The sequence below is a fragment of the Paracoccus sp. ME4 genome (assembly GCF_046736325.1).
In the GTDB taxonomy this organism is placed as follows: Bacteria; Pseudomonadota; Alphaproteobacteria; order Rhodobacterales; family Rhodobacteraceae; genus Paracoccus.
This window is the reverse complement of sequence record NZ_CP151276.1, coordinates 1,017,501-1,042,667: the sequence shown is the minus strand read 5'-3', so window position 1 is coordinate 1,042,667 and position 25,167 is coordinate 1,017,501. Positions and strand designations below refer to the sequence as shown.

General features: G+C 66.0%; 25 protein-coding genes, 1 tRNA gene, 2 rRNA genes, 1 other RNA gene and 2 pseudogenes (1 of these 31 cut by a window edge). 12 read left to right on the top strand and 19 right to left on the bottom strand.

Translation table 11 applies throughout. From position 1 onward, the window contains the following. Positions 1–2 precede the first annotated feature (2 nt). Positions 3–527 carry a gamma carbonic anhydrase family protein gene (locus AACG61_RS05305; protein WP_411838961.1) on the bottom strand — a complete coding sequence of 175 codons (525 nt, stop codon included), beginning with the start codon at positions 525–527 and terminating at the stop codon, positions 3–5. Next, entirely contained in the window at positions 524–1,159 is a 636-nt protein-coding gene (gene gmk / locus AACG61_RS05300; RefSeq protein WP_411838960.1) for a guanylate kinase, read from the bottom strand. The genes AACG61_RS05305 and gmk overlap by 4 nt, the downstream gene beginning before the upstream one ends. A gap of 230 nt (positions 1,160–1,389) precedes the next feature. On the opposite strand from gmk, the gene AACG61_RS05295 reads away from it, so the two are divergent. After that, entirely contained in the window at positions 1,390–2,133 is a 744-nt protein-coding gene (locus AACG61_RS05295; protein WP_411838959.1) for a PAS domain-containing protein, read from the top strand. Here AACG61_RS05295 and AACG61_RS05290 read toward each other — a convergent pair. The 9 genes from AACG61_RS05290 to AACG61_RS05250 all read right to left on the bottom strand — a co-directional run bounded on the left by AACG61_RS05290 (position 2,130) and on the right by AACG61_RS05250 (position 10,075). Further along, a complete protein-coding gene (locus AACG61_RS05290; RefSeq protein ID WP_411838958.1) occupies positions 2,130–3,104 on the bottom strand; it encodes a GNAT family N-acetyltransferase in 975 nt (324 codons plus the stop codon). The genes AACG61_RS05295 and AACG61_RS05290 overlap by 4 nt on opposite strands. Before the next feature lies 1 nt (position 3,105). After that, positions 3,106–4,275: a ribonuclease D gene (gene rnd / locus AACG61_RS05285; RefSeq protein WP_411839466.1), complete on the bottom strand. Its 1,170-nt coding sequence runs from the start codon at positions 4,273–4,275 to the stop codon at positions 3,106–3,108. 105 nt (positions 4,276–4,380) lie between these two features. Further along, on the bottom strand, positions 4,381–4,740 hold the full coding sequence (mnhG, locus tag AACG61_RS05280; RefSeq protein WP_411838957.1) for a monovalent cation/H(+) antiporter subunit G: 360 nt from the start codon (positions 4,738–4,740) through the stop codon (positions 4,381–4,383). Next, positions 4,737–5,024 (bottom strand): monovalent cation/H+ antiporter complex subunit F, encoded by a 288-nt coding sequence (locus tag AACG61_RS05275; protein WP_411838956.1) that lies wholly within the window; start codon positions 5,022–5,024, stop codon positions 4,737–4,739. Before AACG61_RS05275 ends, mnhG begins: the two co-directional genes overlap by 4 nt. 4 nt (positions 5,025–5,028) lie before the next feature. After that, positions 5,029–5,505, bottom strand: a complete 477-nt coding sequence (locus tag AACG61_RS05270; RefSeq protein ID WP_411838955.1) for a Na+/H+ antiporter subunit E — start codon at positions 5,503–5,505, stop codon at positions 5,029–5,031. Continuing rightward, the gene (locus tag AACG61_RS05265) at positions 5,502–7,001 is read right to left on the bottom strand and encodes a Na+/H+ antiporter subunit D (RefSeq protein WP_411838954.1); all 1,500 of its coding nucleotides are present in this window, start codon (positions 6,999–7,001) and stop codon (positions 5,502–5,504) included. Before AACG61_RS05265 ends, AACG61_RS05270 begins: the two co-directional genes overlap by 4 nt. Further along, positions 6,998–7,372, bottom strand: coding sequence for a Na+/H+ antiporter subunit C (locus AACG61_RS05260; RefSeq protein ID WP_411838953.1), 375 nt, complete (start codon positions 7,370–7,372; stop codon positions 6,998–7,000). The genes AACG61_RS05265 and AACG61_RS05260 overlap by 4 nt, the downstream gene beginning before the upstream one ends. A gap of 2 nt (positions 7,373–7,374) precedes the next feature. Then, positions 7,375–7,791, bottom strand: coding sequence for a Na+/H+ antiporter subunit B (locus AACG61_RS05255; protein WP_411838952.1), 417 nt, complete (start codon positions 7,789–7,791; stop codon positions 7,375–7,377). Between the two features lies 1 nt (position 7,792). Next, positions 7,793–10,075, bottom strand: a complete 2,283-nt coding sequence (locus AACG61_RS05250) for a putative monovalent cation/H+ antiporter subunit A (protein WP_411838951.1) — start codon at positions 10,073–10,075, stop codon at positions 7,793–7,795. A 442-nt stretch (positions 10,076–10,517) separates the two neighbouring features. Here AACG61_RS05250 and AACG61_RS05245 point away from each other — a divergent pair, with 442 nt between their 5' ends. The 3 genes from AACG61_RS05245 to gndA are packed head-to-tail and all read left to right on the top strand — an operon-like array spanning position 10,518 to position 12,987. After that, positions 10,518–11,060, top strand: a complete 543-nt coding sequence (locus tag AACG61_RS05245) for a biotin transporter BioY (protein WP_411838950.1) — start codon at positions 10,518–10,520, stop codon at positions 11,058–11,060. A gap of 20 nt (positions 11,061–11,080) precedes the next feature. Further along, complete coding sequence (locus AACG61_RS05240) at positions 11,081–11,527, top strand: PaaI family thioesterase (protein ID WP_411838949.1); 447 nt, start codon at positions 11,081–11,083, stop codon at positions 11,525–11,527. A gap of 59 nt (positions 11,528–11,586) precedes the next feature. Continuing rightward, positions 11,587–12,987, top strand: a complete 1,401-nt coding sequence (gndA, locus tag AACG61_RS05235; RefSeq protein WP_411838948.1) for an NADP-dependent phosphogluconate dehydrogenase — start codon at positions 11,587–11,589, stop codon at positions 12,985–12,987. Positions 12,988–12,993: 6 nt separating this feature from the next. Here gndA and AACG61_RS05230 read toward each other — a convergent pair whose 3' ends face one another. Continuing rightward, positions 12,994–13,494, bottom strand: a complete 501-nt coding sequence (locus tag AACG61_RS05230; protein ID WP_411838947.1) for a MarR family winged helix-turn-helix transcriptional regulator — start codon at positions 13,492–13,494, stop codon at positions 12,994–12,996. A 73-nt stretch (positions 13,495–13,567) separates the two neighbouring features. Between AACG61_RS05230 and ssrA the strand changes: the two genes are divergently transcribed. Continuing rightward, positions 13,568–13,923: a transfer-messenger RNA gene (gene ssrA, locus AACG61_RS05225) on the top strand. A 107-nt stretch (positions 13,924–14,030) separates the two neighbouring features. Then, positions 14,031–15,494 carry a methyl-accepting chemotaxis protein gene (locus AACG61_RS05220; protein WP_411838946.1) on the top strand — a complete coding sequence of 488 codons (1,464 nt, stop codon included), beginning with the start codon at positions 14,031–14,033 and terminating at the stop codon, positions 15,492–15,494. A gap of 139 nt (positions 15,495–15,633) precedes the next feature. On the opposite strand, the pseudogene AACG61_RS05215 reads toward AACG61_RS05220, so the two are convergent. After that, a pseudogene (locus AACG61_RS05215) lies at positions 15,634–15,897 on the bottom strand (transposase); the annotation flags it as partial. A gap of 203 nt (positions 15,898–16,100) precedes the next feature. Here AACG61_RS05215 and AACG61_RS05210 point away from each other — a divergent pair. The 4 genes and pseudogenes from AACG61_RS05210 (at position 16,101) to AACG61_RS05195 (ending at position 17,384) form a co-directional block, all read left to right on the top strand. Further along, positions 16,101–16,870 (top strand): IS5 family transposase gene (locus AACG61_RS05210; protein WP_411838945.1). Its coding sequence is split into 2 segments (ribosomal slippage): positions 16,101–16,437 and positions 16,437–16,870, totalling 771 coding nucleotides; the frame shifts between segments, so codons are not numbered across the junction. 19 nt (positions 16,871–16,889) lie between these two features. Continuing rightward, positions 16,890–16,988 (top strand): annotated as a pseudogene (locus AACG61_RS05205) (peptidase M15); the annotation flags it as partial. Then, positions 16,985–17,230: a hypothetical protein gene (locus AACG61_RS05200; RefSeq protein WP_411838944.1), complete on the top strand. Its 246-nt coding sequence runs from the start codon at positions 16,985–16,987 to the stop codon at positions 17,228–17,230. The pseudogene AACG61_RS05205 and the gene AACG61_RS05200, both read left to right, overlap by 4 nt. A 22-nt stretch (positions 17,231–17,252) precedes the next feature. After that, positions 17,253–17,384, top strand: a complete 132-nt coding sequence (locus AACG61_RS05195) for a hypothetical protein (protein ID WP_411838943.1) — start codon at positions 17,253–17,255, stop codon at positions 17,382–17,384. A gap of 314 nt (positions 17,385–17,698) precedes the next feature. On the opposite strand, the gene AACG61_RS05190 is transcribed toward AACG61_RS05195, so the two are convergent. The 3 genes from AACG61_RS05190 to AACG61_RS05180 are packed head-to-tail and all read right to left on the bottom strand — an operon-like array spanning position 17,699 to position 21,017. Then, positions 17,699–18,634 (bottom strand): plasmid partitioning protein RepB C-terminal domain-containing protein, encoded by a 936-nt coding sequence (locus AACG61_RS05190; protein ID WP_081348982.1) that lies wholly within the window; start codon positions 18,632–18,634, stop codon positions 17,699–17,701. After that, a complete protein-coding gene (locus AACG61_RS05185; RefSeq protein ID WP_411838942.1) occupies positions 18,631–19,524 on the bottom strand; it encodes a ParB/RepB/Spo0J family partition protein in 894 nt (297 codons plus the stop codon). Before AACG61_RS05185 ends, AACG61_RS05190 begins: the two co-directional genes overlap by 4 nt. Then, on the bottom strand, positions 19,518–21,017 hold the full coding sequence (locus AACG61_RS05180; protein ID WP_139182533.1) for a recombinase family protein: 1,500 nt from the start codon (positions 21,015–21,017) through the stop codon (positions 19,518–19,520). The genes AACG61_RS05185 and AACG61_RS05180 overlap by 7 nt, the downstream gene beginning before the upstream one ends. A 204-nt stretch (positions 21,018–21,221) precedes the next feature. Here AACG61_RS05180 and AACG61_RS05175 point away from each other — a divergent pair, with 204 nt between their 5' ends. Further along, entirely contained in the window at positions 21,222–21,608 is a 387-nt protein-coding gene (locus AACG61_RS05175) for a hypothetical protein (RefSeq protein WP_074556212.1), read from the top strand. 132 nt (positions 21,609–21,740) lie between these two features. After that, complete coding sequence (locus tag AACG61_RS05170; protein ID WP_411838941.1) at positions 21,741–22,838, top strand: Fic family protein; 1,098 nt, start codon at positions 21,741–21,743, stop codon at positions 22,836–22,838. A 136-nt stretch (positions 22,839–22,974) separates the two neighbouring features. Here AACG61_RS05170 and AACG61_RS05165 read toward each other — a convergent pair. From AACG61_RS05165 to AACG61_RS05155, 3 genes are all read right to left on the bottom strand, one after another. Then, positions 22,975–23,051, bottom strand: a tRNA-Met gene (locus AACG61_RS05165). A 58-nt stretch (positions 23,052–23,109) separates the two neighbouring features. Further along, positions 23,110–23,224, bottom strand: a 5S ribosomal RNA gene (gene rrf / locus AACG61_RS05160). Positions 23,225–23,320: 96 nt separating this feature from the next. Continuing rightward, positions 23,321–25,167: ribosomal RNA gene (locus AACG61_RS05155) — 23S ribosomal RNA — on the bottom strand; it runs 986 nt beyond the window's last position.

Below are 25,167 nucleotides of genomic sequence, written 5' to 3'. Positions count from 1 at the left end.
GCTCAGCCTGCCGCGGGGGCGAGGCCCGCCCGGAACCGCGCCGCATTGGCCCGGTATCGCGCGGCCGAGGCGCGCAGATCCGCCTGCGCCTTTGCATCCAGCTGGCGCACTACGCGGCCGGGCGCGCCCATGACCAGGGCGCCGTCGGGGATCACCTTGCCCTCCGGGATCAGCGCCCCCGCCCCGATCAGCGCGCCCGCACCGATCACCGCGCCGTTCAGCACCGTGGCCCCCATGCCGATCAGCGCCCCGTCCCCGATCCGGCAACCGTGCAGGATCGCGCGGTGGCCGATGGTGCAATCCGCGCCGATGATCAGCGGATGGCCCGGATCGGTATGCAGCACGCAGAGATCCTGCACGTTGCTGCCCGGCCCCACCTCGATCATCTCGGTATCGCCGCGCAGCACCGCCCCGAACCAGACCGACGCCCCGGCCGCCAGCGTCACGCGCCCCATCAGCCGCGCGTCGGGCGCGACCCAGGCCTGCGGGTCGATCTGCGGGGCGATGCCGTCCAGCGCCCAGATCACGCGGTCTCCTCCGCCATCAGCGCGCGGACGAAGCCGCCCAGGCCCGCCTGCCGGTCGCGGCGCAGGCGTTCGGCAGTCAGGATGGTGCGCATCGCGGCCTCGGTCCGGTCCAGGTCGTCGTTGACCAGGACGTAATCGTATTCGGCCCAGTGGCTGATCTCGGACCGGCTCTTCTCCATGCGGCCGGCGATGACCGCGTCACTGTCCTGCCCGCGGCCGCGCAGGCGGCGTTCCAACTCCGGCAGCGAGGGGGGCAGCACGAAGATCGACACGACATGCGCGCCAAGGGCCGATGCCCGGATCTGCTGGCCGCCCTGCCAGTCCACGTCGAACAGCGTGTCGCGCCCGGCCTGCATGGCCTGTTCGACCGGGCCGCGCGGACTGCCGTAGAGATTGCCGAAGACCTCGGCATGTTCCAGCATCTGCCCCTCGACGACCATGCGCAGGAAGGCGTCGCGGCTGGTGAAGTGATAGTCGACCCCGTCCACCTCTCCGGGCCGCGGCGCGCGGGTGGTGGCCGAGACCGAGAAGCGCAGGCTGTCGTCCCACTCCATCAGCCGCCGCGCCAGCGTCGATTTCCCCGCCCCCGAAGGCGAGGACAGAATGACCATCAGGCCCGTGCGGTCGATCATCAAGGCGTCGTTCCCGGCATTGTGCGTCATGCGCTTGGGGATGCAACGGCGGGCCGCCCTGGTCAAGACCCGGGGACCCCGCGCGTCTTAACCATCCGTTCATAAAATCTCTGTCCGAACGACCCGTTCAGGCGTTAGGATGGTCCTGCGAACAGAGTGACCGGCCCTGGCCGGAAGTTGGTGAAAGGTTGACCGTGTCGGACCGGACTGACGGATCAGACATCCCCTCCATGCCCGAGCCCCGCGACGAGCGGGACCGCGTGGTGCAGCTGCGCGACTACGACGCCTGCAGGCCCGACCGCATCCTGCGCGAAATGCGGGACTACTGGGACGGGCTGCGTCGCGGACGCGCCATCCCGGCTCGGTCGGACGTGGACCCGCGCGGCATCGCCCGCACGCTGGACTATGCCTTCATCCTGGAGCGCATCGCGCCCGGGGCGGGACGGATGCGTCTGGCGGGGCGGCACCTGATCGACCTGATGGGCATGGAGGTGCGTGGCATGCCGATCTGCGCCTTCCTCAACACCAGCTCGCGCGGGCGGTTCTCGGACGTGCTGGAGAGCGTGTTCAAGGCCCCGCAGATCGCGCGGCTGACGCTGGACGGCAAGGCGGACTATGCCCGCCCGCAGCTGTCGGCGCAGATGCTGCTGCTGCCGCTGCGCTCGGATCTGGGGGATGTGACGCGTGCCCTGGGCTGCCTGGTGGCCGAGGGCGACACCGGCATCGCGCCACGCCGCTTCGACATCGTGACCGACGAGGTCATGCCGATCATCGACGGCGGCACGACCATGGCGCCCTCGCCGTCGGCCATCGGCTTTGCCGAGGGCATGGCCGAGTTCGGACCGCGCGGCAGGCCCGCCCCCACCCCGCCGCCCCCGGCGACGCCGCATCGCGGCTTTCCGCAGGCCGAGACGCCCGAGGAACGCCGGGCGCTGTTCCGGGTGATCCAGCCGCTGTCGAACCCCGAGGCCTAGCCCAGCAGGCCGGGCGTCCAGCGATACTGTGCCGCCCGCGCGGGGCCGTCGCGGCCCAGGGTCGGCAGATCGGCATCCTCCAGCCGGCGAAAGCCGAGGTTCTTCAGGATCTTGCGCGACGGCGCATTGTCCAGGAACACGTCCGCCAGCATCTGCGGCGGATCAAGACGCGCGACTAGTTCCGCAAAGACCGCCGCGACCATCTCCTGTCCGAAGCCCTGCCCCGCATGGTCCGGGTCCAGGAAATAGCTGATCCGCGGCACCGGCCCCTCCAGCAGCGCGACCGATCCGATCGCCCGTCCGTCGCGCCGCACGGCCAGCCGCATCGCGGCCTGCGACAGCAGGGGCGCGACCTCCTCCGGCGTCATGTCGGGGCGATAGCGCTGCAGCATCCGCGCCACGTCGGGTCGCGTGACGATGGCATGCAGCGCGGGCAGGTCCGACGGCGCCATGGGTTCGATGCGCAGGCGCGGGGTGTCCAGCGCGATGGCGTGGCGGCGATGGAAGGTGGCGCGGTCCAAGACCAGCCGGTCGGCCTCGACCTCGGACCCCAGGGGCCGCGAGGTCAGGACGACCCGGCCCTGCGGCACGAAGCCCAGCCAGTCCAGCAACCGGGCCGAGCGGTGGTTGCCCAGCAGGCAATGCGCCTGCACCGTCCTGGCCCCCGACCGGAACAGGCGCGACAGGGCCAGCACGCCCGCGCGCCGGCCGATGCCCTGCCCCTGCCGGTCGGGCGCGATCCAGATGCCGAACTGCCGGCCCGCCTCGACCATGCCGACCAGGCGGCCGCCCTGCCGGATCGCGTGCTCCTCCAGACCGGCGACGGCGATGAAGTCGCGCGCATCCTGGGTCCCGTAAGGCCAGGGCAGCGTGGTCAGCCAGCGCACGACCTGCCAATCCGCCAGAGCCGCCGCCATGTCCTCGGCATCCTCGGGCCAGGGGCGGGTCAGGCGGACGGGCGGGGGCGTCATCTCAGCCGACCGGGACGACCTTGACCGCGCCGCCCTTGGCCGAGAGCGCGATCTCGCCACCCGCCAGACGCAGCGCGTCGCGGCCGAAGACCTCGGCGCGCCAGCCCTGCAGCGCGGGCAGGTCGCGGCTGCCGGTGGCGATCGCGTCCAGTTCCGAGGACGAGGCGATCAGCTTGGGCGCGACGCCCGCCGCATCGGCCTTGGCCTTCAGCAGGACGCGCAGCAGGTCCGACAGGGCGGCATTGCCGGGCTTGCCCGGCTCCTCTCCCTTGGGCTGGGGCAGGTCCTTCGATTCCATGCCCGCCTTGACCGCGGCCAGGATGCCGTTGGCGATGTCGCCCTTGCGCGCCTCGCGCAGCAGCAGGCGCGACTTGCCCAGATCGGCCTCGGACAGCGGCTTGGTCGAGGCCAGCTCGATCATCGCATCGTCCTTGTAGACGCGCGAACGGGGGATGTCGCGCTCCTGCGCATAGGCCTCGCGGAACCGCGCCAGCTCGCGCAGGATCGCCAGGAAGCGCGGCGAATTGGTGCGGGTGCGCACCTTCAGCCAGGCCTCCTCGGGGCGGGTGATATAGGTCTCGGGGTCCTCCAGGACCGCGATCTCCTCGGCCAGCCAAGCCTCGCGGCCGGTCTTCTTCAGCTCGGCCGACAGGAATTCATAGATCACCCGCAGATGCGTCACGTCGGCCAGTGCATAGGCCGCCTGCGCATCCGACAGCGGCCGGCGCGACCAGTCGGTGAAGCGCGACGACTTGTCCAGATCGGCCCGCGCGATCTTGCGCACCAGCGTCTCGTAGCCGACCTGCTCGCCAAAGCCGCAGACCATGGCCGCGACCTGGGTGTCGAACAGCGGCACCGGGAACAGCTGGGCGTCGTGATAGAAGATCTCCAGGTCCTGGCGGGCGGCGTGGAACACCTTGACCGTCGCCTCATGGCGGAACAGGTCGTAGAGCGGTTCCAGCGACAGGCCCTCGGCCAGCGGATCGACCAGCACGGCATCGCCGCCGGGCGTCTTGGCGGTCGATGCGGGCGGGATCGCCAGCTGGATCAGGCACAGCTTGGACCAGTAGGTCCGCTCGCGCAGGAATTCCGTGTCGACGGTGACGTAGGGGGCCTCTTTGGCCGCCTCGCAGAAGCGGGCCAGGTCCTCGGTGCGGGTGATGATGGTGATGTCGTGGCTCATGCGCTCTTTCAGGTCGGGCGGTTCGTCCGCCAAGCCATCAGCATTACGCCCCGCGGCGCGGCTTGGAAAGACCTGACGCCGCGACCCGGCGCATCAGCGGGGACCGTCATCCTCCGGTCGCGCGCGCAGCGCCTCGGCCACGCCCGGCTCGCAACGGGTGTTCCGGGCCATGGGCACCCCGGTGCGGAAGGCCGCCCGCCCGATCAGATGCGCCGCCACCGGCGCGGTCATCAGCAGGAACAGGATCGCCGCCACTGCGCGGGCGATCACCGTCGTCTCGGCGAAGGCCACGGCGACCGCGACCAGGATCAGCCCGGACCCCAGGGTGCCCGCCTTGGTCGAGGCATGCATCCGCGTCAGCAGGTCCGGCAGGCGCAGCACGCCCATGCCCGCGGCAAAGCAGAACACGCCCCCCGCGACGACCAGCGCGGCGATGATGATGTCGGTGATCATGTCAGCTCCTCGGCCTTGAGCAGGATGCGGCGCTCCAGATAGCGGGCGAGGCACACGGTGGCCAGAAAGCCCACCAGCGCCAGGACCACGGCGACGTCCAGAAAGCCCGCGCTGGCCGATTGCAGCGCCGCCAGCCCGCCGAACGAGACCAGCTGCACCGTCATCAGGTCCAGCGCCACGATGCGGTCGGCCAGGGACGGCCCGCGCACCAGACGGATGGCCGCCAGGATCACCCCCAGGATGACCAGGACGAAGCCCAGAAGGATGGCATAGGACAGGATCATGGCTCTACTCCGTCGCCTCGCGGATCCAGACCTCGAAGCGGTCGCGCACCTGCGCGCGGATCGCGTCGGGGTCCTCGCCGAACATGGCGTGCACATACAGCGTCTTGCGGTCTTCCGAGACGTCCAGCGTCAGCGTGCCGGGCGTCAGGGTGATGAAGTTGGCCAGCAGGGTGATCTGGAGGTCGGTTGTCATGGTGATCGGCACCGCGACCAGCGCCGGCTGCGAGGACTGGCCCGGCGTCAGCACGTCGCGCACCACCGGGATGGCGCTGACGACCAGTTCATAGACGAACATCACCGCCAGCCGCGTGCCGCAATACAACCGGCGGAAATAGTGCCCGGTCCGGGGAAACAGCGGCCGTACCATCCACATCGCGCCCATCCCGACCAGAAGGCCGGTGATCATGCCGCCGATGGTCAGACCGCCCGTCAGGGCCATCCAGGCAAAGGCCAGGACGACGTTGATCGCGAACATGTTCATGGCCGCACCCCCAGCACGGTTTCGACATAGTCGGTCGGGTCCAGCAGCTGCCCCGCCGCCCGTTCGGCGAACTGCACGAAGGGCTCGGGATAGAGGCCGATCACGCAGGTCAGCACCGCCAGCGCGATGATGGGCGCCATCAGCGCGACCCGGTCGAAGACCGGCAGCTCCGACAGGCGCGGCTTGATCCCGTCGGGATGGGCGGGCCAGAAGGCCGCGCCCCAGATCTTGGTCATCGAGAAGATCGTCAGAAGGCCCACCGCCAGCGACACGCCCGCCACGACCCACATCTCAAGGTCCAGCGCCGCCTTGACCACCACGTATTTCGCCCAGAAGCCCGACAGCGGCGGAAAGCCCGCCAGCGAGAAGGCCGGGATCAGGAACAGGAAGGCCAGCAGCGGCGCATGGGCGTAGAGCCCGCCAAGCCGCGCCAGGTCCGTGGACCCGCCGATGCGCTTGGCCACGCCGGCCACGAAGAACAGGTTGGCCTTCACGATGATGTGGTGGACCAGATAGAAGACCGCGCCGACCAGCCCCAGGGGCGTATAGAGCGCCAGGCCCAGGATCATGTAGCCGATCTGGCTGATGATGTGGAAGGACAGGATGCGGCGGAAGTCGTTCATCGCCGCCGCGCCCAGGACGCCCGTCACCATGGTGAACACCGCCAGCCACAGCAGGATCGTGTGCGTGAAGGCCACGTCCTGATCGAAGATCAGCGTGAAGGCCCGGATCAGCGCATAGACGCCCACCTTGGTCAGCAGGCCCGCGAAGATCGCCGACACGGCCACCGGCGGCGTGTGATAGGAGGCGGGCAGCCAGAAGAACAGCGGGAACAGCGCCGCCTTGACCCCGAAGGCCACCATGAACATCACCGCGACCGTGGTCAGCAGGCCGGTGTTCTGGACCTCGCGCACGGCCAGGTGCAGGTCGGCCATGTTCAGCGTGCCGGTCATGCCGTAGAGCAGCCCCGTCCCCGCCAGGAACATCACGGTCGAGACCAGGTTCAGCAGGACATACTTGATCCCGCCGTCCAGCTGCTCGCGGCTGGCGCCCAGCACCAGGAGGCCGAAGCTGGAGATCAGCATGACCTCGAACCAGACATAGAGGTTGAACAGGTCGCCCGTCACGAAGGCCCCGCAGACCCCCATCAGCAGCGTGTGCAGCAGGGCGTGAAAACCCAGCCGCTCCAGCCGGGGCGAGATCTCGGACAGGGCATAGACGACGGTGGCAAGCCCGGTGATGGCGGTGATGACGACCATCACCCCGCCCAGCAGGTCTGCGACCAGCGTGATGCCGAAGGGCGCGGGCCAGTTCGACATCTGCGCCGCGACCACGCCTTGGTCCAGCACTTGCGCCATCAGCGCGATGCTGGCCACCAGCAGCGCGACCATCCCCGCGACCGAGATCCAGCGCCCGGCGGGCGTGTTGCGGAACAGGTAGGACAGCACCGCCGTCAGCAGCGGGATCAGGATGGGATAGACCAGAAGCCAGCTCATTTTCCGGCCTCCCTGCCCGCGTCGGCGGGTTCGGCGATGCGCATCTCGTCGCTGTTGACGGTGCCGAGGGACATGTAGGCGCGATAGACCAGCGCCAGGGTGAAGGCCATCAGGCCGAAGCCGATCACGATCGCGGTCAGCACCAGCGCCTGCGGCAGCGCGTTGGCCACGACCCCGGCGGGCGCATAGTCGCCCGGCTCGATCAGCGGGGGCGCGCCCGGCGTCAGGCGGCCGCTGGCGAAGATGGTCAGGTTGACCGCGTTCGACAGCAGCACCAGCCCGAACAGAAAGCGCAGCACGTTGCGGTCCAGCATCAGATAGACGGCGGTGGCGACAAGGATTCCCACCGACAGGGCAAGCAGCAGTTCCATCGTCAGACCTCCTGTTCCAGGGCAAAGACCAGGGTCAGGATTCCGCCGAATACGGCCATGTAGACTCCGATGTCGAAAACAAGCACGGTGGACAGTGGCACATAGCTGTCGCCGTCGCGGAACAGGAACAGCCATTGTCCGGTGAAGAAGGGCTGGCCCGCGAAGGCCGCGCCGATGCCGCCCAGCGCCGCGACGCCCAGGCCGGCCATCGCCAGGTTCGACGGGTCGATGCGCAGCGCGCGGCGCGCCTCGTCCACGGTCGTGGCGATGGTGTAGAGGATGAAGGCCGTGGCCCCGATCAGCCCGCCGATGAAGCCGCCGCCGGGCAGGTTGTGGCCGCGCAGCAGCGCATAGACCGAAAAGACGATCAGCAGCGCGGCCAGCAGGCGCGTGGTCGTGGTCAGGATCAGCGACTGCATCTCAGCTCTCCTCCTTGTCGCGGCGGGGGGCGCCGCGCAGCAGGGCGAAGGCGGCGATGGCGGCCATGGCGACCACGGTGATCTCTCCGAACGTGTCCAGCGCGCGGAAATCCACCAGGATCACGTTGACGATGTTGCGGCCATGCGCCTCGGGATAGGAGGTCGCCTCGAAATAGGTGGTCAGGCGGCGGTCGAAGTCGGTGGCCATCACCGACATCAGCAGCGCGCCCGTCACGCTGCCCACCCCGGCCGCGATCACCGCATGGCCCTTGCGGAACGCGGTCTTCGAGCGGCGCGGCAGATAGGGCAGGCGCAGCATGGCCAGCGCGATCAGCACCACGACCAGCACCTCGACCAGCAGCTGCGTGATTGCGACGTCCGGGGCGCTGAACATGATGAACATCAGCGACACGCCGATGCCCGTGATGCCCATGCCCGTCACCGCCGTCATGCGGCTGTGCGTCCAGACCGTCAGCAGCGCGCCCGTCACGATCAGCGCCAGCACCGCCCATTGGACGGGATGCACGCCACCCTCGGCCGGGACCGGCACGCCCTGGAAGGCGCCGCGCAGCAGATAGGTGCCGCCGACCAGCACCACGAAGGCGCCGAAGGTCACCGCCATGTAGCGCTGCAGCGAGCCGGTCTGGATCAGCGCGGTCTGCCAGGCGGCAAAGGCCTTGAACCCGTCCAGAAGCCGGTCCCAGCCCGCGTCGAAGTCGATCGGGTTGCGGGCCTCGAAGGCGGCCAGGCGGGCGCGCAGGGGCTGATGCACCCGGTAGACCAGCCAGCCCGCCGCGAAGGTCAGCAGCGACAGGATCAGCGCCGTGTTGATGCCGCCCCAGAGATAGAGATGCACCTCGCGCACCTCGCCGAAGACCGCATGCGTCGCGGGACCCACCAGGTAATGGCCCAGGACACCCGGAAGCAGGCCGAAGACCAGCGACAGCGCGCCGAGGACCAGCGGCCCGACCAGCATCGGCCAGGGGCCTTCATGCGGGGTCTTGGGCGTGTCCTTCAGCGGGCCACGGAACGGGCGCAGCGCCACGATGCCGCCCACCGTGAACATCAGGACCGACGCGGCGAAGATCATTCCCGTGACCCAGATCGCGGCGAAGCCCTCCAGCCCCAGCCCGGCCTTGTACATGAATTCCTTGCCGATGAAGCCGACCATCGGCGGGATGCCCGCCATGCTGATCGCGGCCAGCGCGGCCGCCAGCCCGGTCAGCGGCATGGCCTTGGACAGGCCGCCCAGCACGCCCGCCTCGCGCGTGCCGGTGGCGTGGTCCACGATGCCGATCATCAGGAACAGCGCCGCCTTGTAGAGCGAGTGCACCACCAGGAACAGCATCGCCGCCATGATCGCGTAATGCGTGCCCGCACCGATGAACATGGTCAGCGTGCCCAGCGCCATCAGCGTCGTGTAGGCCAGCACCTGCTTGATGTCGCTCTGCCGCATGGCCATGACCGAGGCGAAGACCGCCGTCACGCCGCCGAACAGGATCAGCGTCCAGAACCACGCATCCGTCCCGCCCAGCGCGGGGTTCATGCGCGCCATCAGGAAGACGCCCGCCTTCACCATGGTGGCCGAATGCAGATAGGCCGACACGGGCGTGGGCGCCGCCATGGCGTTGGGGAGCCAGAAATGGAACGGCACCTGGGCCGACTTGGTGAAGGCCCCCGCCAGGAACAGCACCATGATGGCCAGATACCAGGGATGGGCTCGCAGCATCTCGCCCTGGGTCAGGATCTGCGACAGCTCGAACGTGCCCGCGACGGTGCCCAGCACGATGATGCCCGCCAGCAGGATCAGCCCGCCCGTGCCCGTGACCAGCAGCGCCTGAAGCGCCGACCGGCGTGATTTGGCGCTGTCGGCGTTGAAGCCGATCAGCAGGTAGGAGGCGATGGTCGTGATCTCCCAGAACACGAACAGCATGATCAGGTTGTCGGCCGTCACCAAGCCCAGCATGCCCACCATGAACATCAGCAGATAGCTGACGAAGCGCGGATAATCCGGGTGATCGCCGAGATAGCGGGCCGAATACAGCGTCACCGCCGCGCCGATCCCGGTGATCAGCAGCGCGAAGGTCAGGCTGAGCCCGTCCAGAAGGACGCTGAGGCTGACGTCCAGCGACGGCACCCAGGGAATGCCCAGCACCTGCGGCCCCTGGACGATTTGAGGCAGCCAGCCCAGCAGATACACGAACAGCACCGTCGGCAGCGCGATCGAGATCCAGCCCGCAGGCCCGCCCATCACGCGTTCAACCGGTCGATAATCGTCAGCCATGTCTCGAACCCTTGTCGCGGCATGCAATGGCCCAAGGGCTTAGCACCCTTCATCGGCGGAAAACAGTCGCGGCGGGCATGTGGATCCGCCCGTCGGGGCGGTGACACCGGGTCGGCCCGCGCCGGGTGGCGCGGGGGACGCGCGCGCCCTGTAAATAGGTATGCCGGTTTCGGCGCCTGCGCCGCGCAACGCCCTGATGGGCGCAGATCGCGACAAATTGGCACAGGCCGCACGGGCGCAAAAAACTGCATGGCATGGAGGCCTTGGCGGCGCTTCCGCGTGGGATTCGAGGGGGTTTCGCGGCATCTATGCTTGTGCGCGGGCGCGCCTTGGGCTTGTGTGGCGCGCAAGGACGGTTGGCCCTGTACCCGCGTGATTCGCGGCCGCTGCCGGACGTCGCGCAAGGATCACGGACACCACGCCACAGACAGGGGGATATCCCATGCAGTTCACCCAGACCCGCCCCGAGGCATACGGCCTGACCGCCCGCATCGGCCTGACCCTGGCCGCCGCGGCCCTGATCGCGCTTGGCGCCAAGGTGCAGGTGCCGTTCTGGCCCGTGCCGATGACCCTGCAGACGTTGGCCGTGCTGGTCATCGCGGCGGGGCTGGGTCCGCGCATGGGGCTGGCCGCGATGGGCGCCTACATGGCCGCGGGCCTGGCCGGGCTGCCGGTCTTTGCCGGTTCGCCCGAGCGGGGGCTGGGCCTGGCCTATCTGGCCGGTCCGACGACGGGCTTCCTGATCGGCATGGCGCTGGCCATGGTCGTGACCGGCTGGCTGGCCGCGCGCGGCGGAATGGCCGCGCGCGCCGTGGCGATGCTGGCGGGCACCGTCGCGATCTATGTGCCGGGCCTGATCTGGCTGTCGGCCTTCGTGCCGGCCGACCGGCTGCTGGCGGTGGGCGTGGCGCCCTTCCTGCTGGGCGACCTGTTTAAGATCGCCGTCGGCACGCTGGCGCTGCAGCTGCTGTCGCGCCGCGGCTGAGGCCGCGGGGCGCGCGCGCGATGGGCGCGACCGTTCCCGACGCCCTCGCCCTGCGCATCAGGTCCAGCTTCGACAGCCAAGGCCTGATGCGCCACCTGGGCGCGCGGATCGACGCGATCCGCCCCGGCACGGTGGTCCTGCACCTGCCCTTCCGCCCCGAGCTGACGCAGCAGATGGGGTATTTCCACGCCGGGGGCACGTCGGCCCTGGCGGATTCGGCGGGCGGCTATGCCGCGATGACGCTGTTCGATCCGACCGACGACGTGCTGACGACCGAGTTCAAGCTGAACCTGCTGAACCCCGCCCGGGGCGAGCGCCTGGAGGCCACCGGCCGCGTCGTCAAGTCGGGCCGCACGCTGAGCATCTGCCAGCTGGACGTCCATGCCCTGCGGGACGGCGCGCGCCACCATGTCGCGACCGGGCTGCAGACGCTGATGCGGGTCCGCATGCGTGGGCCGACCCCGTGACACTGCCGGGCCGCTAGCGTAAACATCCTCCGAAACCGGAACGGAGGCGAGGAAAAGACATGGCCAAGGCGCAGATCGGGCTGATCGGATTGGGGACGATGGGGGCGGCGCTGGCGCTGAACATCGCCGAGAAGGGCTTTCCCATCGCGGTCTGGAACCGCACGACCGAGGTGACGCGCCGCTTTGCGCAGGGCGCCGGGCCGCTGGCCGACAACGTCGTGCCGACCGAGAGCCTGGAGGAGCTGATCGCCGCCATCCAGGAGCCGCGCGCCATCATCCTGATGGTCCCCGCCGGAGAGGCCGTGGATGCGCAGCTGAAGGCGCTGGCGCCGCTGCTGGGCGCGGATGACCTGGTCATCGACGCGGGCAATGCCGATTTCCACGACACCAACCGCCGTGCGGCGGAGGGGCTGCCCTTCCGCTTCCTGGGCATGGGCGTCTCCGGGGGCGAGGAGGGCGCGCGCCACGGTCCCGCCATCATGGGCGGCGGCGCGGCGGCGGATTGGGATCGCGTGGCCCCGGTGATGACCGCGATCGCCGCCAAGGTAGAGGACGGCACGCCTTGCGCCGCGCGCATGGGGGATGCGGGCGCGGGGCATTTCGTCAAGATGGTCCATAACGGCATCGAATATGCCGACATGCAGATGATCGCCGAGGTCTATGGCCTGATGCGCGACGGCATGGGGCTGGACGCGCCCGCCATCTCCGAGGTCTTTGCCCGCTGGAACGAGGGGACGCTCTCCTCCTACCTGATCGAGATCTCGGCCAAGGTCACCGCGGCGCGCGATCCGCACAGCGGCGAGGCCATGCCCGACGTGATCCTGGACCGCGCCGGACAGAAGGGCACCGGCCGCTGGACCGCGATCGAGGCGCAGCACCTCTCCGCGCCCATCCCGGTGATCGAGGCCGCGGTCATGGCGCGCAACGTCAGCGCCCGCCTGGAGGAGCGTCAGGCCGGAGAGGCCCGCTTCGGCGCCGCCCCCGCCCCGGTCGCGCTGGAGGCGGACGATCTGGAGCAGGCGCTGATCGCGGGCAAGATCCTGTGCTATGCGCAGGGCTTCACGATGATCGCGGGCGCGTCGGACCGCTTCGGCTGGACGCTGGACCTGCCCGGCATCGCGCGGGTCTGGCGGGCGGGCTGCATCATCCGTTCGGCAATGCTGAACGACATGGCTCAGGCGCTGGCCGACGATCCGTCGCGCAACCTGATCATGGCTCCCTTCTTTGCCGACCTGATCGAGACCGCCCTGCCCGCGCTGCGCCGCGTGGTCAGCCAAGGCATCGGCGCGGGTCATGCCCTGCCGGCGCTGGCATCGGGGCTGATGTGGTTCGACATGATGCGCACCGCGCGCGGCACCGCGAACCTGGTCCAGGCGCAGCGCGACTTCTTCGGCGCGCATGGCTTCGACCGGCTGGACAGCCGGGACGACCACCACGGCCCCTGGGCCATGCAGGGCTGAGGTCCCTCAGCGCGGGGCGTCGATCTCTCCCAGTGTCAGCACCGGAGAGGCGTCGATGCCCTGCGCGTTCAGCATCGCCGCGACGCGCTCAAGCGATGCCACCAGCTGCGACTGCTCCCAGTCCTGCAGGGCGTGAAAGCCGCTGACGAACTGCTGCTGCAGCGCGTCGGGGGCCTGGCGCAGGGCCTCCGTCCCGGCCTGGGTCAGGATCACGTGCATCTGCCGCCGGTCGGCGCTGGAGCGCCGGCGCTCGGTCAGGCCGCGCCGGTCCAGCTGATCGACCAGCGCCGTCACCGTGGCCTGGCTGACGCCCATGCGCGTTGCCAGCGCCGTGGGCGTGGCTTGGCGGCCCTCCTGCCCCGACAGGATCTGCAAGACGCGCAGCTTGGCCGGGGTCAGCCCCGCGGCTTGGGCCAGGTCGCGTTCGTACTGCTCGGTCGCGCGCAGGATGCGGCGCAGCGCGATCAGCGCGGCATCGACGCGGGGGGTGGCGGGGTTCTGTGTCATGACATGCTTGTGCCATCCCGGCCCTGCGGGGGGCAATGGCCGCGGCCCGCGCAGGCGCTGACAATCGGTTGAGCGTCTTGCGGCGCGGCGCGGGCTGTCCTATATCTGGGATGTCCCGAGAAATCGGGACTATGGACATAAACGCGCTCGTAATAAGCGGATCGGACCCGGGGGCGGTACCCGGCGACTCCACCAACCATCCCTCATTGGGGGCGAATGGGGTCGAAACAGGATCGACGAACGTCTAAAGGGGTTATGCTTTGTCTCGGTGAGCCACCACCGTTATCGGTGCAAAACGTACAGTTGCCAATGACAACCGTGCTCCGGTCGCGCTGGCTGCGTAAGCAGTCCGCAAGATCGAAACCTAAGCCCTTGCGCCTAGCAGCGTAAGGCGGGGCCCGCAGGAGCCTGGCAACAGAATCCTGCACCTTATCCCCCACCGCAAAACGTGAACTTTTCCGTTCGGGATTCAGGCTTCCTTAATCGCCGCATCCTATGCTGGCCGGGTCCGCCCGAGCCATGTGAAAGGATAAGCGGTGATCACCCAAGACACGAACGCCTCGATCGAACTGGAGGCGCGCCTCGACTTTCTCGGCCTGGACGACCAGACCCGTGCGCGCCTCAAGGTGCTCGCCCCGCAGATCGAGGCCAGCGTCGGCCCGGCCTTGGGCGCGTTCTACGACAAGGTCGCGGCGACCCCGGTCCTGCGCAGCTTCTTCACCGACAAGAGCCACACCGACCGCGCCCGCGCCAGCCAGGCCGGTCACTGGACGCGAATCGTCTCGGCCGACTATGGACAGGACTACGGCCAGTCCGTGCGCCGGATCGGCGCCGTCCATGCCCGCATCGGGCTGGAACCGCGCTGGTACATCGGCGGCTACGGCGTGGTGCTGGATCACGTCATCCGCGACATGGTCCAGAACCGGCGCACCCTGCGCACCGCGGGGCGCGAGCGTCTGGCCTCCGACATCTCGGCGCTGATCCGGGCGGTGCTTCTGGACATCGACCTGTCGATCTCGACCTATCTGGAGCAGATCGACCAGCGCCGCCATGCCGTCGAGCGGGCCCAGCAGCAGGCCTTCGACGCGCTCTCGACCGCGCTGTCGCGGCTGGCCGAAGGCGACCTGACCGCCCGGCTGGACCCCGAACTCTCGGCCCGCACCCGCTTCAACGAAACGATCGAGCAGCTGGCCGGCATCATCGGATCGGTGCGCCACTCCGCCGGGCAGATCGGCAACGGCACCGGAGAGATCGCTGCCGCGTCCGATGACCTGGCGCGCCGCACCGAGCAGCAGGCGGCCAGCCTGGAGGAGACTGCCGCCGCCCTCAACGAGATGACCGACGCCGTGCGCGACAGCGCGCAGCGCAGCCGCAAGGCCGAGGAGATGGCCGCCCGCGCCCGCGAGGTCGCGGCCCATGGCAGCCAGATCATGGACCAGACCCGCAGCGCGATGGACGAGGTCTCGGCCAGCGCCGGAGAGATGGGCCAGATCATCGGCGTGATCAGCGAGATCGCCTTCCAGACGAATCTCCTGGCGCTGAACGCAGGGGTCGAGGCGGCCCGCGCGGGCGATGCCGGCCGCGGCTTCGCGGTGGTCGCGGCCGAGGTGCGCGCCCTGGCACAGCGTTCGGCCGAGGCGGTGCGCACGATCCAGTCGCTGATCGACCGCAGCGTCCAGCAGACGACGCATGGCGTGTCCCTGGTCGGCGCGACGCATCAGGCGCTGGCCGACATCGTCGCCGTCTTCAGCGAGATCGAGGGGATCGTGACCGAGATGTCGGCCACCGCCCAACGCCAGTCGCTGAGCATCTCCGAGATCAACAGCACCGTCCGGTACCTGGACGACGTGACCCAGCAGAACGCCGCGATGGTCGAACAGGCGAATGCGACCAGCTCCCTGCTGGACGCCGAGGTGCGCGACCTGACGAAGATGGTCAGCAGCTTCACCCTCGCCGCCGACAGCCCCGCCCAGAGACCGAGCTTCCGGCAGGCCGGCTGAACGCCGCCCTCGGGTCCGCCAGAAGCCGCAGCCTCCGGGCGCGGCTCCCATGTCAGTCGACCCCGATACGCACCAAGCGTGGATCGCGGGCGAATGAACGGGAATGGCTTTCTTTCGTAGGGTCAGGACTCGTTCTTGATCACAGCGAGAACATAACGGTGGCAGCCAATGCGATTGCGGAGAGGTATGTCTCCGGACACCCGTCGTAACGCACGGCAACACGTCTCCACTCCTTCAGGCGACCGAACATGATCTCGATGCGATTGCGGCGTTTATGGCGGCGCTTGTCGTATTTCGCGGTTTTCTTGCGGTATTGCAGGCCGGGAATGCAGGTTTTTGACTCTCTGTGCTGCAACGCTTTTCGCAGCCAGTCAGCATCATAGCCCCGGTCCGCCAGGATCCATATGTCGATGTCGCCGTGGCGCGCTGGCAGAAGCTGAATGGGAGCGTAGCACTGCTGGAGGGTGATGGACGGGAATTCGATGATGTGGCGGGTGAGCGGGAGGCAAAGACAGCACCGAACTGTTTGCCTAGGGTCAGGACCCATTGATTGGCTTGAGGCCGCCGGGCCTGCATGATTCAAGCCCCCGAACTGACGGGATGGAGATGAGCAACCTTTTCTGGCTGACGGACGAACAGATGGAGCGGCTGAAGCCATTCTTTCCAAAGAGCCATGGCAAGCCGCGGGTCGATGACCGGCGCGTGCTGAGCGGCATAATTTTCATCAATCGCAATGGCTTGCGGTGGTGCGATGCGCCCCGGGAATATGGTCCGCCCAAGACCCTCTACTACCGGTGGAAGCGTTGGGGCGATATGGGGGTCTTTGCCCGAATGATGGAGGGGCTGGCCTCCGAAGGCAGCGAGGAGAAAGTCGTGATGATCGACGCGACGTATCTCAAGGCGCACCGCACGGCTTCGAGCCTGCGGGCAAAAAAGGGGGGCCAGACGACCAGCGCGGCCGACTGATCGGGCGCACCAAGGGCGGACTGAACACCAAGCTGCATGCTGTCACTGACGCTAAAGGCCGTCCGCTGAAGTTCTTCGTGACAGCAGGCCAGGTCAGTGACGACACCGGAGCCGCCGCCCTGTTGGGCAGTCTGCCCTCTGCCGAATGGCTGATTGCGGATAGAGGGTATGATGCAGACTGGTTCCGGGAAGCGTTGAAAGACAAGGGGATACGCCCCTGCATCCTAGGCCGGAAGTCACGCAGCAGGGCTGTTCGATACGACAAGCGCCGCTACAAGCGCCGCAACCGCATCGAGATCATGTTCGGTGGGCTGAAGGACTGGCGCCGTGTAGCAACCCGCTATGACAGGTGCGCCAAGACCTTCCTGTCCGCCATCGCCCTCGCCACAACCGTCATGTTCTGGCTTTGACAATCAATGAGTCTGGAGCCTAGACACGCTGCGCTGGGTGCTGATTGCCATCGCGCTGATCGGCATCGCCGTCACCATCCACGCCCGGCTCGATGACTGGAAACGGGGCCAGCGGTGATCGGCTGGATCCTCACCCATGGCCCGGGGCGAAAAGCGCTGGGCCTGATCCTCACCGCCGCAGCGATCCTGCTGTTCCTGCTGAACCTCCGCCGCGCAGGCGAGCGCGCCGGGCGTGCCGCCGAACGGCATGATGCCAGAGAGAGAAACGATGCCGTCCACCGCCAGATGCTCGACGCCGCCAACCGCCGCCCTCCTGATCGTGATGCTCTGGCTCAGCGCCTGCGCAACGGCAGGTTCTGACACCCGCGCACCCTGCCCGCCGGTGGTGGACTACACCAGCGCTGAGCAGGCGCACGCCGCCGACGAGGTGGAAGCCCTGCCGGAAGGGGCCGTCGTCGTCCGGATGCTCAGCGAGTACGCCGTGTTGCGGGATCAAGCGCGCGCGTGCCGGTAAAAGCTGTTACAGGCTGCTGAGCGAATGCACCTCCGTCCGCCACAGAAGATTCGGGTTCCAGTGGCACGAGAAACTTCGGGGCTTCGCTATGATAAACGGGCGCATTCACCTTCGGCGGTGAATGCGCCCGCTTGTTTCAATGGCCGGACACCGACCATTGGGCCGGTGAAAACTCAAACCAGCCTGGCGGGCTCCGAGCGGGTTCGCCGCCATCCCCGCCGCCGCACTTGATCCGGCCCTCTGTCCGGCGTCTCCTGCGGTCCCCGCGCTTTCGGGTCCGGGTCCCCATCGTCGAAAGAAGGAAAGTTGCCGAACTACTCGGTCTCGATTCTCCTCGCTTCCGTCGTGGACGCAGGCTGCACGAGGCCCGCCACGATCTGGCGAAACTCGCCGAGGATTTCACCGTGGTTCTTGTCGAGGTAGCGGGCGAGACGGTCATTCTGCAAAAGCCGCTCGACATAGCGACCGGCCACCACCAGCCGAAGGTGATCTGGCCCAAGGGTGCCTTCGATAAGCTTTATGTTCTTTTGCAGGTTGGCCATCTCGGCCTTCATTCGCTCGGCTTGTTCGCGTGTTACGCCTGCAGGTGGCTTCTTTGCAGCCGGGTCAACCAGGTCTGTGGCGTCAGATGCTGCGAGGATCGCCTCGACATAGGGCACCGTGTAGTTGTTAGCCGCGATCATCAGTTCTGCCGCCTGAATCTGCCGCAGGGGCTTCATCTTCCGCAGGGACCGGAAGCTGTTGATCGGGCAGTGGCGGGCCTTCAGCAGTTCGGCCGCCTCCGGACAGATGCCATTCAGCAGGGTCCGCTTCTGTCGGATCAACGCGATGTTCACATTCAAGGCTGCCGCGATACGGGCCTCCGATACGCCGCGCTCGACCGCGCGCAGGATCATCTTGTGCTCCTGGATCGTGGCGAGGCGGCTGATGCGCTTGTTGTAGGTGAAGGATTCGTCGTCGGTCGCCACCAGGCAGGTGACGGTCGTCTCGCCCATTTCCTTCAGAACATGCAGCCGAACATGGCCATCCAGAAGGATGAAGGAGCCGTCCTGCCCAAGCGCGCGGGCGACCACCGGCGGTTCGATCAGCCCGACCTCGCGGATCGACGCGGCGATCTGCCCATATTTCTGACTCTTGGGCACGGTGACTGGCAACTGCTTGACCGGAAGGATCGCATCAATCGGGATCGTGCGCAGGTTCGCCTCGAATCCCGGGCTCTTCGGCGGAGGCATTTTTCCTGTCTGTGTCATGCTCTTGGTTCCCGCAACCCGTCGATGATGATGCGCGGCAAGCTGTCGAGGCCCTCGGCACGGAGCAGCGTCAGAAAGTTCTCGTCCTTCAGCAGAGACTGAAATGCCGCATCGAGAAACAGCAAGCTGCTCCGCGTCGCTTGTGCCCTCCGAACCATGTCCTGCTGACGCTCCGCCTCGGCGCGATAGGCTTTGACCAGCGCGGCAGATGTCATTCGCGCTCGTGGCTGTTTGTTGCGCGCACCACCTCGCTGCTTGCCATGGCGCTGGCGCAACTCAACCAGCCGCCGCGCTTCCAGAAGCTTCTTCCCGCGCAGTTCACCCGAGGCATAGGCGGCCTCAAGCGCCTTCTGCACGTCCTTCTCCTCGGCACGCGTGATGTAGAGCGCGACGCTGAGCGGCATCTGCCCGGTTTCGACCGCGATCAGCAGGCGTTCTTCACCGTTGGCGATCAACTCGCCGATTTCATGGACATAGGCGAGGGAAAGCCCCGTCTTGTCGGCGATCTGATGATCCGAGTAGCCCCGGTCGCGCAGGATGGCGATGTCCTGCAACAGCTCGAGCGGCCGCTGCTGGCGGCGGGCGATGTTCTCGATCACGCTGCGCAGAAGGCGCTCGGGCTCGCTCGCATCCACGACGATGGCCGGAATCTGGGTTTCCCCAAGGGCGACATAAGCCTCCATCCGACCCTGACCGCAGACCAGACGATAGGACACTCCCGCCTCTTCATCGACCCGGGCGACGGTGATCGGCTTTTTCAGCCCAACCCTGCCGATACTGTCGACAAGCGCGCGGAAGGTCTTTTCCGACCGTTCGCGCGGGTTTTCCACGGTAATGGAGGCAATCGGGATCATCTGCACTTCGTCCTGCATCTCGACTTCGCTCACCATGGTGTCACCTCGGCAACCGGAACGCGGCGGGCCATGTCGAAGAAGAAATCCAGCGTTTCAAATCGGAAAGCGTCCAGCATCAGGCCATTCTCCTCGGCAAGCCCCAGGGGTTTTGTTCGCATCTCGAATTGGGGCAGCAGGTAATAGTCGAGCGCGGCGGTGTTCGTTCGGTCCATCCGGATGGCGATGGTGATGTCGGGCACGAGGCCGGTGTCGAAACGGATTTTCCAGCGCAGGCCGCCGGTGGAGGTTTCGCGACAGCGGGCGACAGCGACGGAGACGGTGAATTCGCCATTGATCGTCAGCAGGTCGGTCGCCGGATTTCGCGTCACGGTGCCGCCGAGTCGGGTGATCTCGCGGATCACACGCTCCACCTCGTCGCCGTGGAACAGCCGCAGCAAGCGATTCACTTCGATGTAGTGGTAGTCCCGGTCCGGTGTGAAGCCAACGAGGGAATAGGCCCGGATCAGGCTGCCGAACCGGTGGGCATAGGCGCCGCTGGACGGCATTCCGTCGGCCTCGTCGATCACCAGACCGGATATGTAGCCGTGACGCTGGAAGAGCCGGGTCAGCCGATCCAACATCTCGTCGTCCGAGAATCGGCGGTTGCGGGCGGCTATGATCGCCTGCACTTTCTGAAACTGTTTCGGCTCGACGATGGCATCGAACGCCCCTTCCGAACGGATCCACATCTCAGGGCCATTCGCCACCCGCTTCTGCTTCAGTTTGAAGGAGCGCCGGTTGTAGACGTTGTTGCCGATGTATTTCTCGTTGGTCAGGATCTGATGGACCGTGGCCCGGGTCCAGGCCCGGCCAAGATCGGTCAGGATCCCGCGCTCATTCAGTTCAGCGGCGATCTCGCTTTCCGAACGGCCGTGCTTGAGGAACCGGCTATAGATCCAGCGCACCGTCCGGACCTCGGCGTCCGGCCCGGGCACTAGGATCACCCGGTCTGTCTGCAAGCTCTTGTGCTCTCCACGCTTCAGCTCGGCCTTCACCTCACCGCGTTCATCAAGCAAGACCCGGCGAAGACCAAAACCCGCCGCACCGCCTTGACGGAAGCCGCGTTCGATCAGGCGGCACTGACCGATAAAGACCTTGTTGGAAAGTTCCCGGCTGTATTCCCCGGCCATTGCGCGCTTGACGCTCTTGACGATCGTGGCAACCGGCCCGCCATCATTTTCGAATTGCTCGGCGCAATACTCGACCTGCTTGTTGGCGCGACGGCAGATGTATTCGTAATAGGCGGATTCATCGGCATCCTGAAAACGGCCCCATCGGCTGACGTCATAGACAAGGATCACCTCGAAATCCGCGGTGCCGTCTTGTACATCCTGGATCAGCTGCTGCAGTGCCTCGCGACCCTCGATCCTCAGCCCGCTCTTTCCGGCATCGGCATAGGAGCGGACCAATTCAAAGCCGCGTTCCTCCGCGTACTTGCGGATCGCATCCGACTGGTTTTCGGTCGAGTATTTCTGATGGTCCGTCGACATGCGCACATATCCAGCCGCACGGCGCCGTGGCGGGGAGTTCGCCGGATCTTTTCTTGAGGGCAGCTCTCTGCCTGCCATTCCCGTCTCCCGATCAGTTTACGCAGGCGTCTCCGTCTGGTCGTACCCGGGGTATTGGCTGGGGCGCAAAATGGAATCTGCCGCTGTGTTGTCTTCTCCACAGGTTTACCGGAGGAGGACGCCGCGATGCGGATCAAGATGGGCACATCTGTGCCGAAAATGGGCACAACTGTGCACCTGGACGCCGATCAGACCGCCTATCGCAAGGCCATTGCCGATGCCCTGCGCCGCGAACTGGGACCGACGCATCAGGCCATCAAGACGGTGATGCGCTGGACCGGAGCGAGTGAGCGGACGGCCAAGTATTGGCTGTCCGGCGAACGCGGGCCGAGCGGGGAGCATCTGATCCGGCTCGCGCAGCATTCCGATGCGGTGTTGATCACCATTCTGACCAAGGCCGAGCGACTGTCGGAGAAGCCGCGGCACAGATGTCCAAGCTGTCCGGAACGGCTTCTTGTGTTACAAAACCTCGGACAGGATGACCCAAAGTCCGAGGGATCATCACAGCCTTAAGTGCACCAACTGGTCAGGGCATAGCGGAAATGCGGAGAATAGGCCCATCATTCTCCGCATATCTTGCGGTGTTTTTACTTGCGCTTGCGGAGAATTCGGACAACAATCGCCGCACGTTATGCGGAGAATGTGGTGTACATCTGGGAGCAAGAGGACTGGCCACGGCTGACCTGGCAGGATGGCAGCATTGCCGCGCTCCTGGCTGCCGTCCGTCACGAGCAAGGACGATTGATCGGCCGTATGGAGGCGCTGGGCTTCAGTCTGCGCGAAGAGGCGGTTCTGCAGACGCTGACGCAGGACGTTGTCAAGACAAGCGAGATCGAGGGCGAGCTTCTGGACGCCACACAGGTGCGGTCATCCCTCGCCCGACGGCTTGGCATCGACATTGGCGCCCTGCCTCCAACCGATCGCAATGTGGAAGGCATCGTCGAGGTGATGCTGGACGCAACGCGGAACTTTCAGGCCCCGCTCACCGCCGAGCGCCTTTTCGGATGGCATGCGGCGTTGTTCCCCACCGGCCGCAGCGGCATGACGAAGATCATCGTCGGGGACTGGCGCGATGACAGCACCGGCCCGATGCAGGTGGTGTCAGGGCCCTATGGCCGGGAGAAGGTTCACTACTCGGCCCCGCCCGCACCGCGGATCGCGGCGGAGATGGAAGCCTTCCTCACATGGCTCAACGCGCCCTTGGCCACCGACCCTGTGATCAAGGCGGCACTGGCGCATCTGTGGTTTGTGACGATCCACCCCTTCGAGGACGGCAACGGGCGCATCGCCCGCGCCATCGCTGACCTGGCGCTTGCCCGGTCGGAGGGGAGCTCGCAGCGGTTCTACAGCATGTCCGCGCAGATCAGGACCGAGCGAAACGCGTACTACGACCAGCTTGAGCGCACCCAGAAGGGCGGCACGGACGTCACGGCTTGGATCCTGTGGTTCCTCGACTGCCTCGGCCGTGCCATCCACGGCGCAGATGGTGTCTTGGCGGCGGTCGTCGCCAAGGGGCAGTTCTGGGAACGCACTGCAGGGCTGGCGCTGAACGAGCGCCAAATCAAGGTGCTGAATCGCCTGCTCGATGGGTTCGAAGGCAAGATGACCTCGTCGAAGTGGGCGGTGATCGCCAAGTGCTCGCAGGACACGGCGAACCGTGACATCGGGGCTCTACTGGACCTCGGTCTGCTCCGGAAGGGCGAAGGCGGCGGGCGCAACACGCACTACGAGTTGGCGCTGTGATGGTCGTCTTCTGCACGATTGTCTGCACCCTTGATGGGGGCCTCGTAAAACGTTGACCATGTGTTGACAAGAATTTGGAACGCCGAAGGCCGAGCGTTACGCCCGGCTTTGAAGTCTTTGATAGTATTAGCATTTTTGGTTGCGGGGGCAGGATTTGAACCTGCGGCCTTCAGGTTATGAGCCTGACGAGCTACCGGGCTGCTCTACCCCGCGCCATATGTGTCCTGATCGGGTTTGTTATCGTTTCGGAGAGATATGCGTTTCTTTCCAGGTCTGGCGGTGACCTACTCTCCCACGTCTTGAGACGCAGTACCATCGGCGCAGCGGCACTTAACGGCCGAGTTCGGGATGGGATCGGGTGTTTTGCTCGCGCTAGGGCCACCAGACCAGGAAAGAAACGCTCAGCGTCGGACCCCTTGCGGGATCTGATATTGTCCAAGGATGCTTTGGAGGAAGCGGGGGTAATCCTGCTTCTTCCGGATCAAATCAAGCCTATCGAGCCATTAGTACCGGTCAACTGAATGCATTGCTGCACTTACATCTCCGGCCTATCGACGTGGTGGTCTTCCACGGCTCTCAAGGGAGACCTTGTTTTGAGGGGGGCTTCACGCTTAGATGCCTTCAGCGTTTATCCTGTCCGTTCATAGCTACCCAGCACTGCCGTTGGCACGACAACTGGTCCACCAGTGGAACGTTCACCCCGGTCCTCTCGTACTAGGGGCAACTCCTCTCAAGTCTCCAACACCCACGGCAGATAGGGACCGAACTGTCTCACGACGTTCTAAACCCAGCTCACGTACCTCTTTAAATGGCGAACAGCCATACCCTTGGGACCTGCTCCAGCCCCAGGATGAGATGAGCCGACATCGAGGTGCCAAACGATGCCGTCGATATGGACTCTTGGGCATCATCAGCCTGTTATCCCCAGCGTACCTTTTATCCGTTGAGCGATGGCCCTTCCACTCGGGACCACCGGATCACTATGGCCGACTTTCGTCTCTGCTCGACTTGTCAGTCTTGCAGTCAGGCTGGCTTCTGCCATTGCACTCAACGACCGATTTCCGACCGGTCTGAGCCAACCTTCGCGCGCCTCCGTTACTGTTTGGGAGGCGACCGCCCCAGTCAAACTACCCACCACGCAGGGTCCCGGACCCGGATAACGGGCCGCGGTTAGACATCAAGAGTGCGAAGGGCGGTATCTCAAGGATGGCTCCACGAGGACTAGCGTCCCCGCTTCAAAGCCTACCGCCTATCCTGCACATCGCAATCCTGATGCCAGTGCGAAGTTGTAGTAAAGGTGCATGGGGTCTTTCCGTCTAACCGCGGGAAGTCTGCATCTTCACAGACAATTCAATTTCGCTGAGTCCACATTTGAGACAGCGGGGAAGTCGTTACGCCATTCGTGCAGGTCGGAACTTACCCGACAAGGAATTTCGCTACCTTAGGACCGTTATAGTTACGGCCGCCGTTTACCGGGGCTTCAATTCAATGCTTGCACATCTCCTTTTAACCTTCCGGCACCGGGCAGGCGTCAGACCCTATACGTCGTCTTACGACTTCGCAGAGCCCTGTGTTTTTAGTAAACAGTCGCCACCCCCTGGTTTGTGCCCCCGGCCTCTGCTTGCGCAAAAACCGGGCCTCCTTCTCGCGAACTTACGGAGGTATTTTGCCGAGTTCCTTAAATGTGGTTCTCTCAAGCGCCTTGGTATTCTCTACCAGTCCACCTGTGTCGGTTTCGGGTACGGTCTTGTGGAGGGCTATTTCCAGGGACCCCTGAGCAGCCCGATCAATCCGTTAAGATCGAACTACCTTTGGGATCCGTCACCATCTCCTGGCCCAGGAATATTAACCTGGTTCCCATCGACTACGCCTTTCGGCCTCGCCTTAGGGGCCGGCTTACCCTGCTCAGATTAGCTTTAAGCAGGAACCCTTGGACTTTCGGCGACAGGGTCTCTCACCCTGTTTGTCGCTACTCATGTCAACATTCTCACTTCTGATCACTCCACCGGTTGCCTCACGGCCCGGCTTCACAGTCAGAACATTGCCTCCGTAGACCATTGCTGGGCTAAAGAGGCAGCGTTCTATATCACAGAACGCTCCGCTACCACGCACCCTAAGGTGCATCCAAAGCTTCGGCTCGTGGCTTGAGCCCCGTTACATCTTCGCCGCAAGACCTCTTGATTAGACCAGTGAGCTGTTACGCTATCTTTAAAGGATGGCTGCTTCTAAGCCAACCTCCTGGTTGTTTTGGAAGTCTCACATGCTTTCCCACTTAGCCACGAATTGGGGGCCTTAGCTGTTGGTCAGGGTTGTTTCCCTCTCCACGACG

Excerpts from the sequence above, each read along its gene's own strand:
- gmk (WP_411838960.1), bottom strand. The coding sequence starts at position 1,159 with ATGATCGACCGCACGGGCCTGATGGTCATTCTGTCCTCGCCTTCGGGG.
- AACG61_RS05295 (WP_411838959.1), top strand. The coding sequence starts at position 1,390 with ATGCCCGAGCCCCGCGACGAGCGGGACCGCGTGGTGCAGCTGCGCGAC.
- AACG61_RS05290 (WP_411838958.1), bottom strand. The coding sequence starts at position 3,104 with ATGACGCCCCCGCCCGTCCGCCTGACCCGCCCCTGGCCCGAGGATGCC.
- mnhG (WP_411838957.1), bottom strand. The coding sequence starts at position 4,740 with ATGATCACCGACATCATCATCGCCGCGCTGGTCGTCGCGGGGGGCGTG.
- AACG61_RS05275 (WP_411838956.1), bottom strand. The coding sequence starts at position 5,024 with ATGATCCTGTCCTATGCCATCCTTCTGGGCTTCGTCCTGGTCATCCTG.
- AACG61_RS05270 (WP_411838955.1), bottom strand. The coding sequence starts at position 5,505 with ATGAACATGTTCGCGATCAACGTCGTCCTGGCCTTTGCCTGGATGGCC.
- AACG61_RS05265 (WP_411838954.1), bottom strand. The coding sequence starts at position 7,001 with ATGAGCTGGCTTCTGGTCTATCCCATCCTGATCCCGCTGCTGACGGCG.
- AACG61_RS05260 (WP_411838953.1), bottom strand. The coding sequence starts at position 7,372 with ATGGAACTGCTGCTTGCCCTGTCGGTGGGAATCCTTGTCGCCACCGCC.
- AACG61_RS05255 (WP_411838952.1), bottom strand. The coding sequence starts at position 7,791 with ATGCAGTCGCTGATCCTGACCACGACCACGCGCCTGCTGGCCGCGCTG.
- AACG61_RS05250 (WP_411838951.1), bottom strand. The coding sequence starts at position 10,075 with ATGGCTGACGATTATCGACCGGTTGAACGCGTGATGGGCGGGCCTGCG.
- AACG61_RS05245 (WP_411838950.1), top strand. The coding sequence starts at position 10,518 with ATGCAGTTCACCCAGACCCGCCCCGAGGCATACGGCCTGACCGCCCGC.
- AACG61_RS05240 (WP_411838949.1), top strand. The coding sequence starts at position 11,081 with ATGGGCGCGACCGTTCCCGACGCCCTCGCCCTGCGCATCAGGTCCAGC.
- gndA (WP_411838948.1), top strand. The coding sequence starts at position 11,587 with ATGGCCAAGGCGCAGATCGGGCTGATCGGATTGGGGACGATGGGGGCG.
- AACG61_RS05230 (WP_411838947.1), bottom strand. The coding sequence starts at position 13,494 with ATGACACAGAACCCCGCCACCCCCCGCGTCGATGCCGCGCTGATCGCG.
- AACG61_RS05190 (WP_081348982.1), bottom strand. The coding sequence starts at position 18,634 with ATGACACAGACAGGAAAAATGCCTCCGCCGAAGAGCCCGGGATTCGAG.
- AACG61_RS05185 (WP_411838942.1), bottom strand. The coding sequence starts at position 19,524 with ATGGTGAGCGAAGTCGAGATGCAGGACGAAGTGCAGATGATCCCGATT.
- AACG61_RS05180 (WP_139182533.1), bottom strand. The coding sequence starts at position 21,017 with ATGTCGACGGACCATCAGAAATACTCGACCGAAAACCAGTCGGATGCG.
- AACG61_RS05175 (WP_074556212.1), top strand. The coding sequence starts at position 21,222 with ATGCGGATCAAGATGGGCACATCTGTGCCGAAAATGGGCACAACTGTG.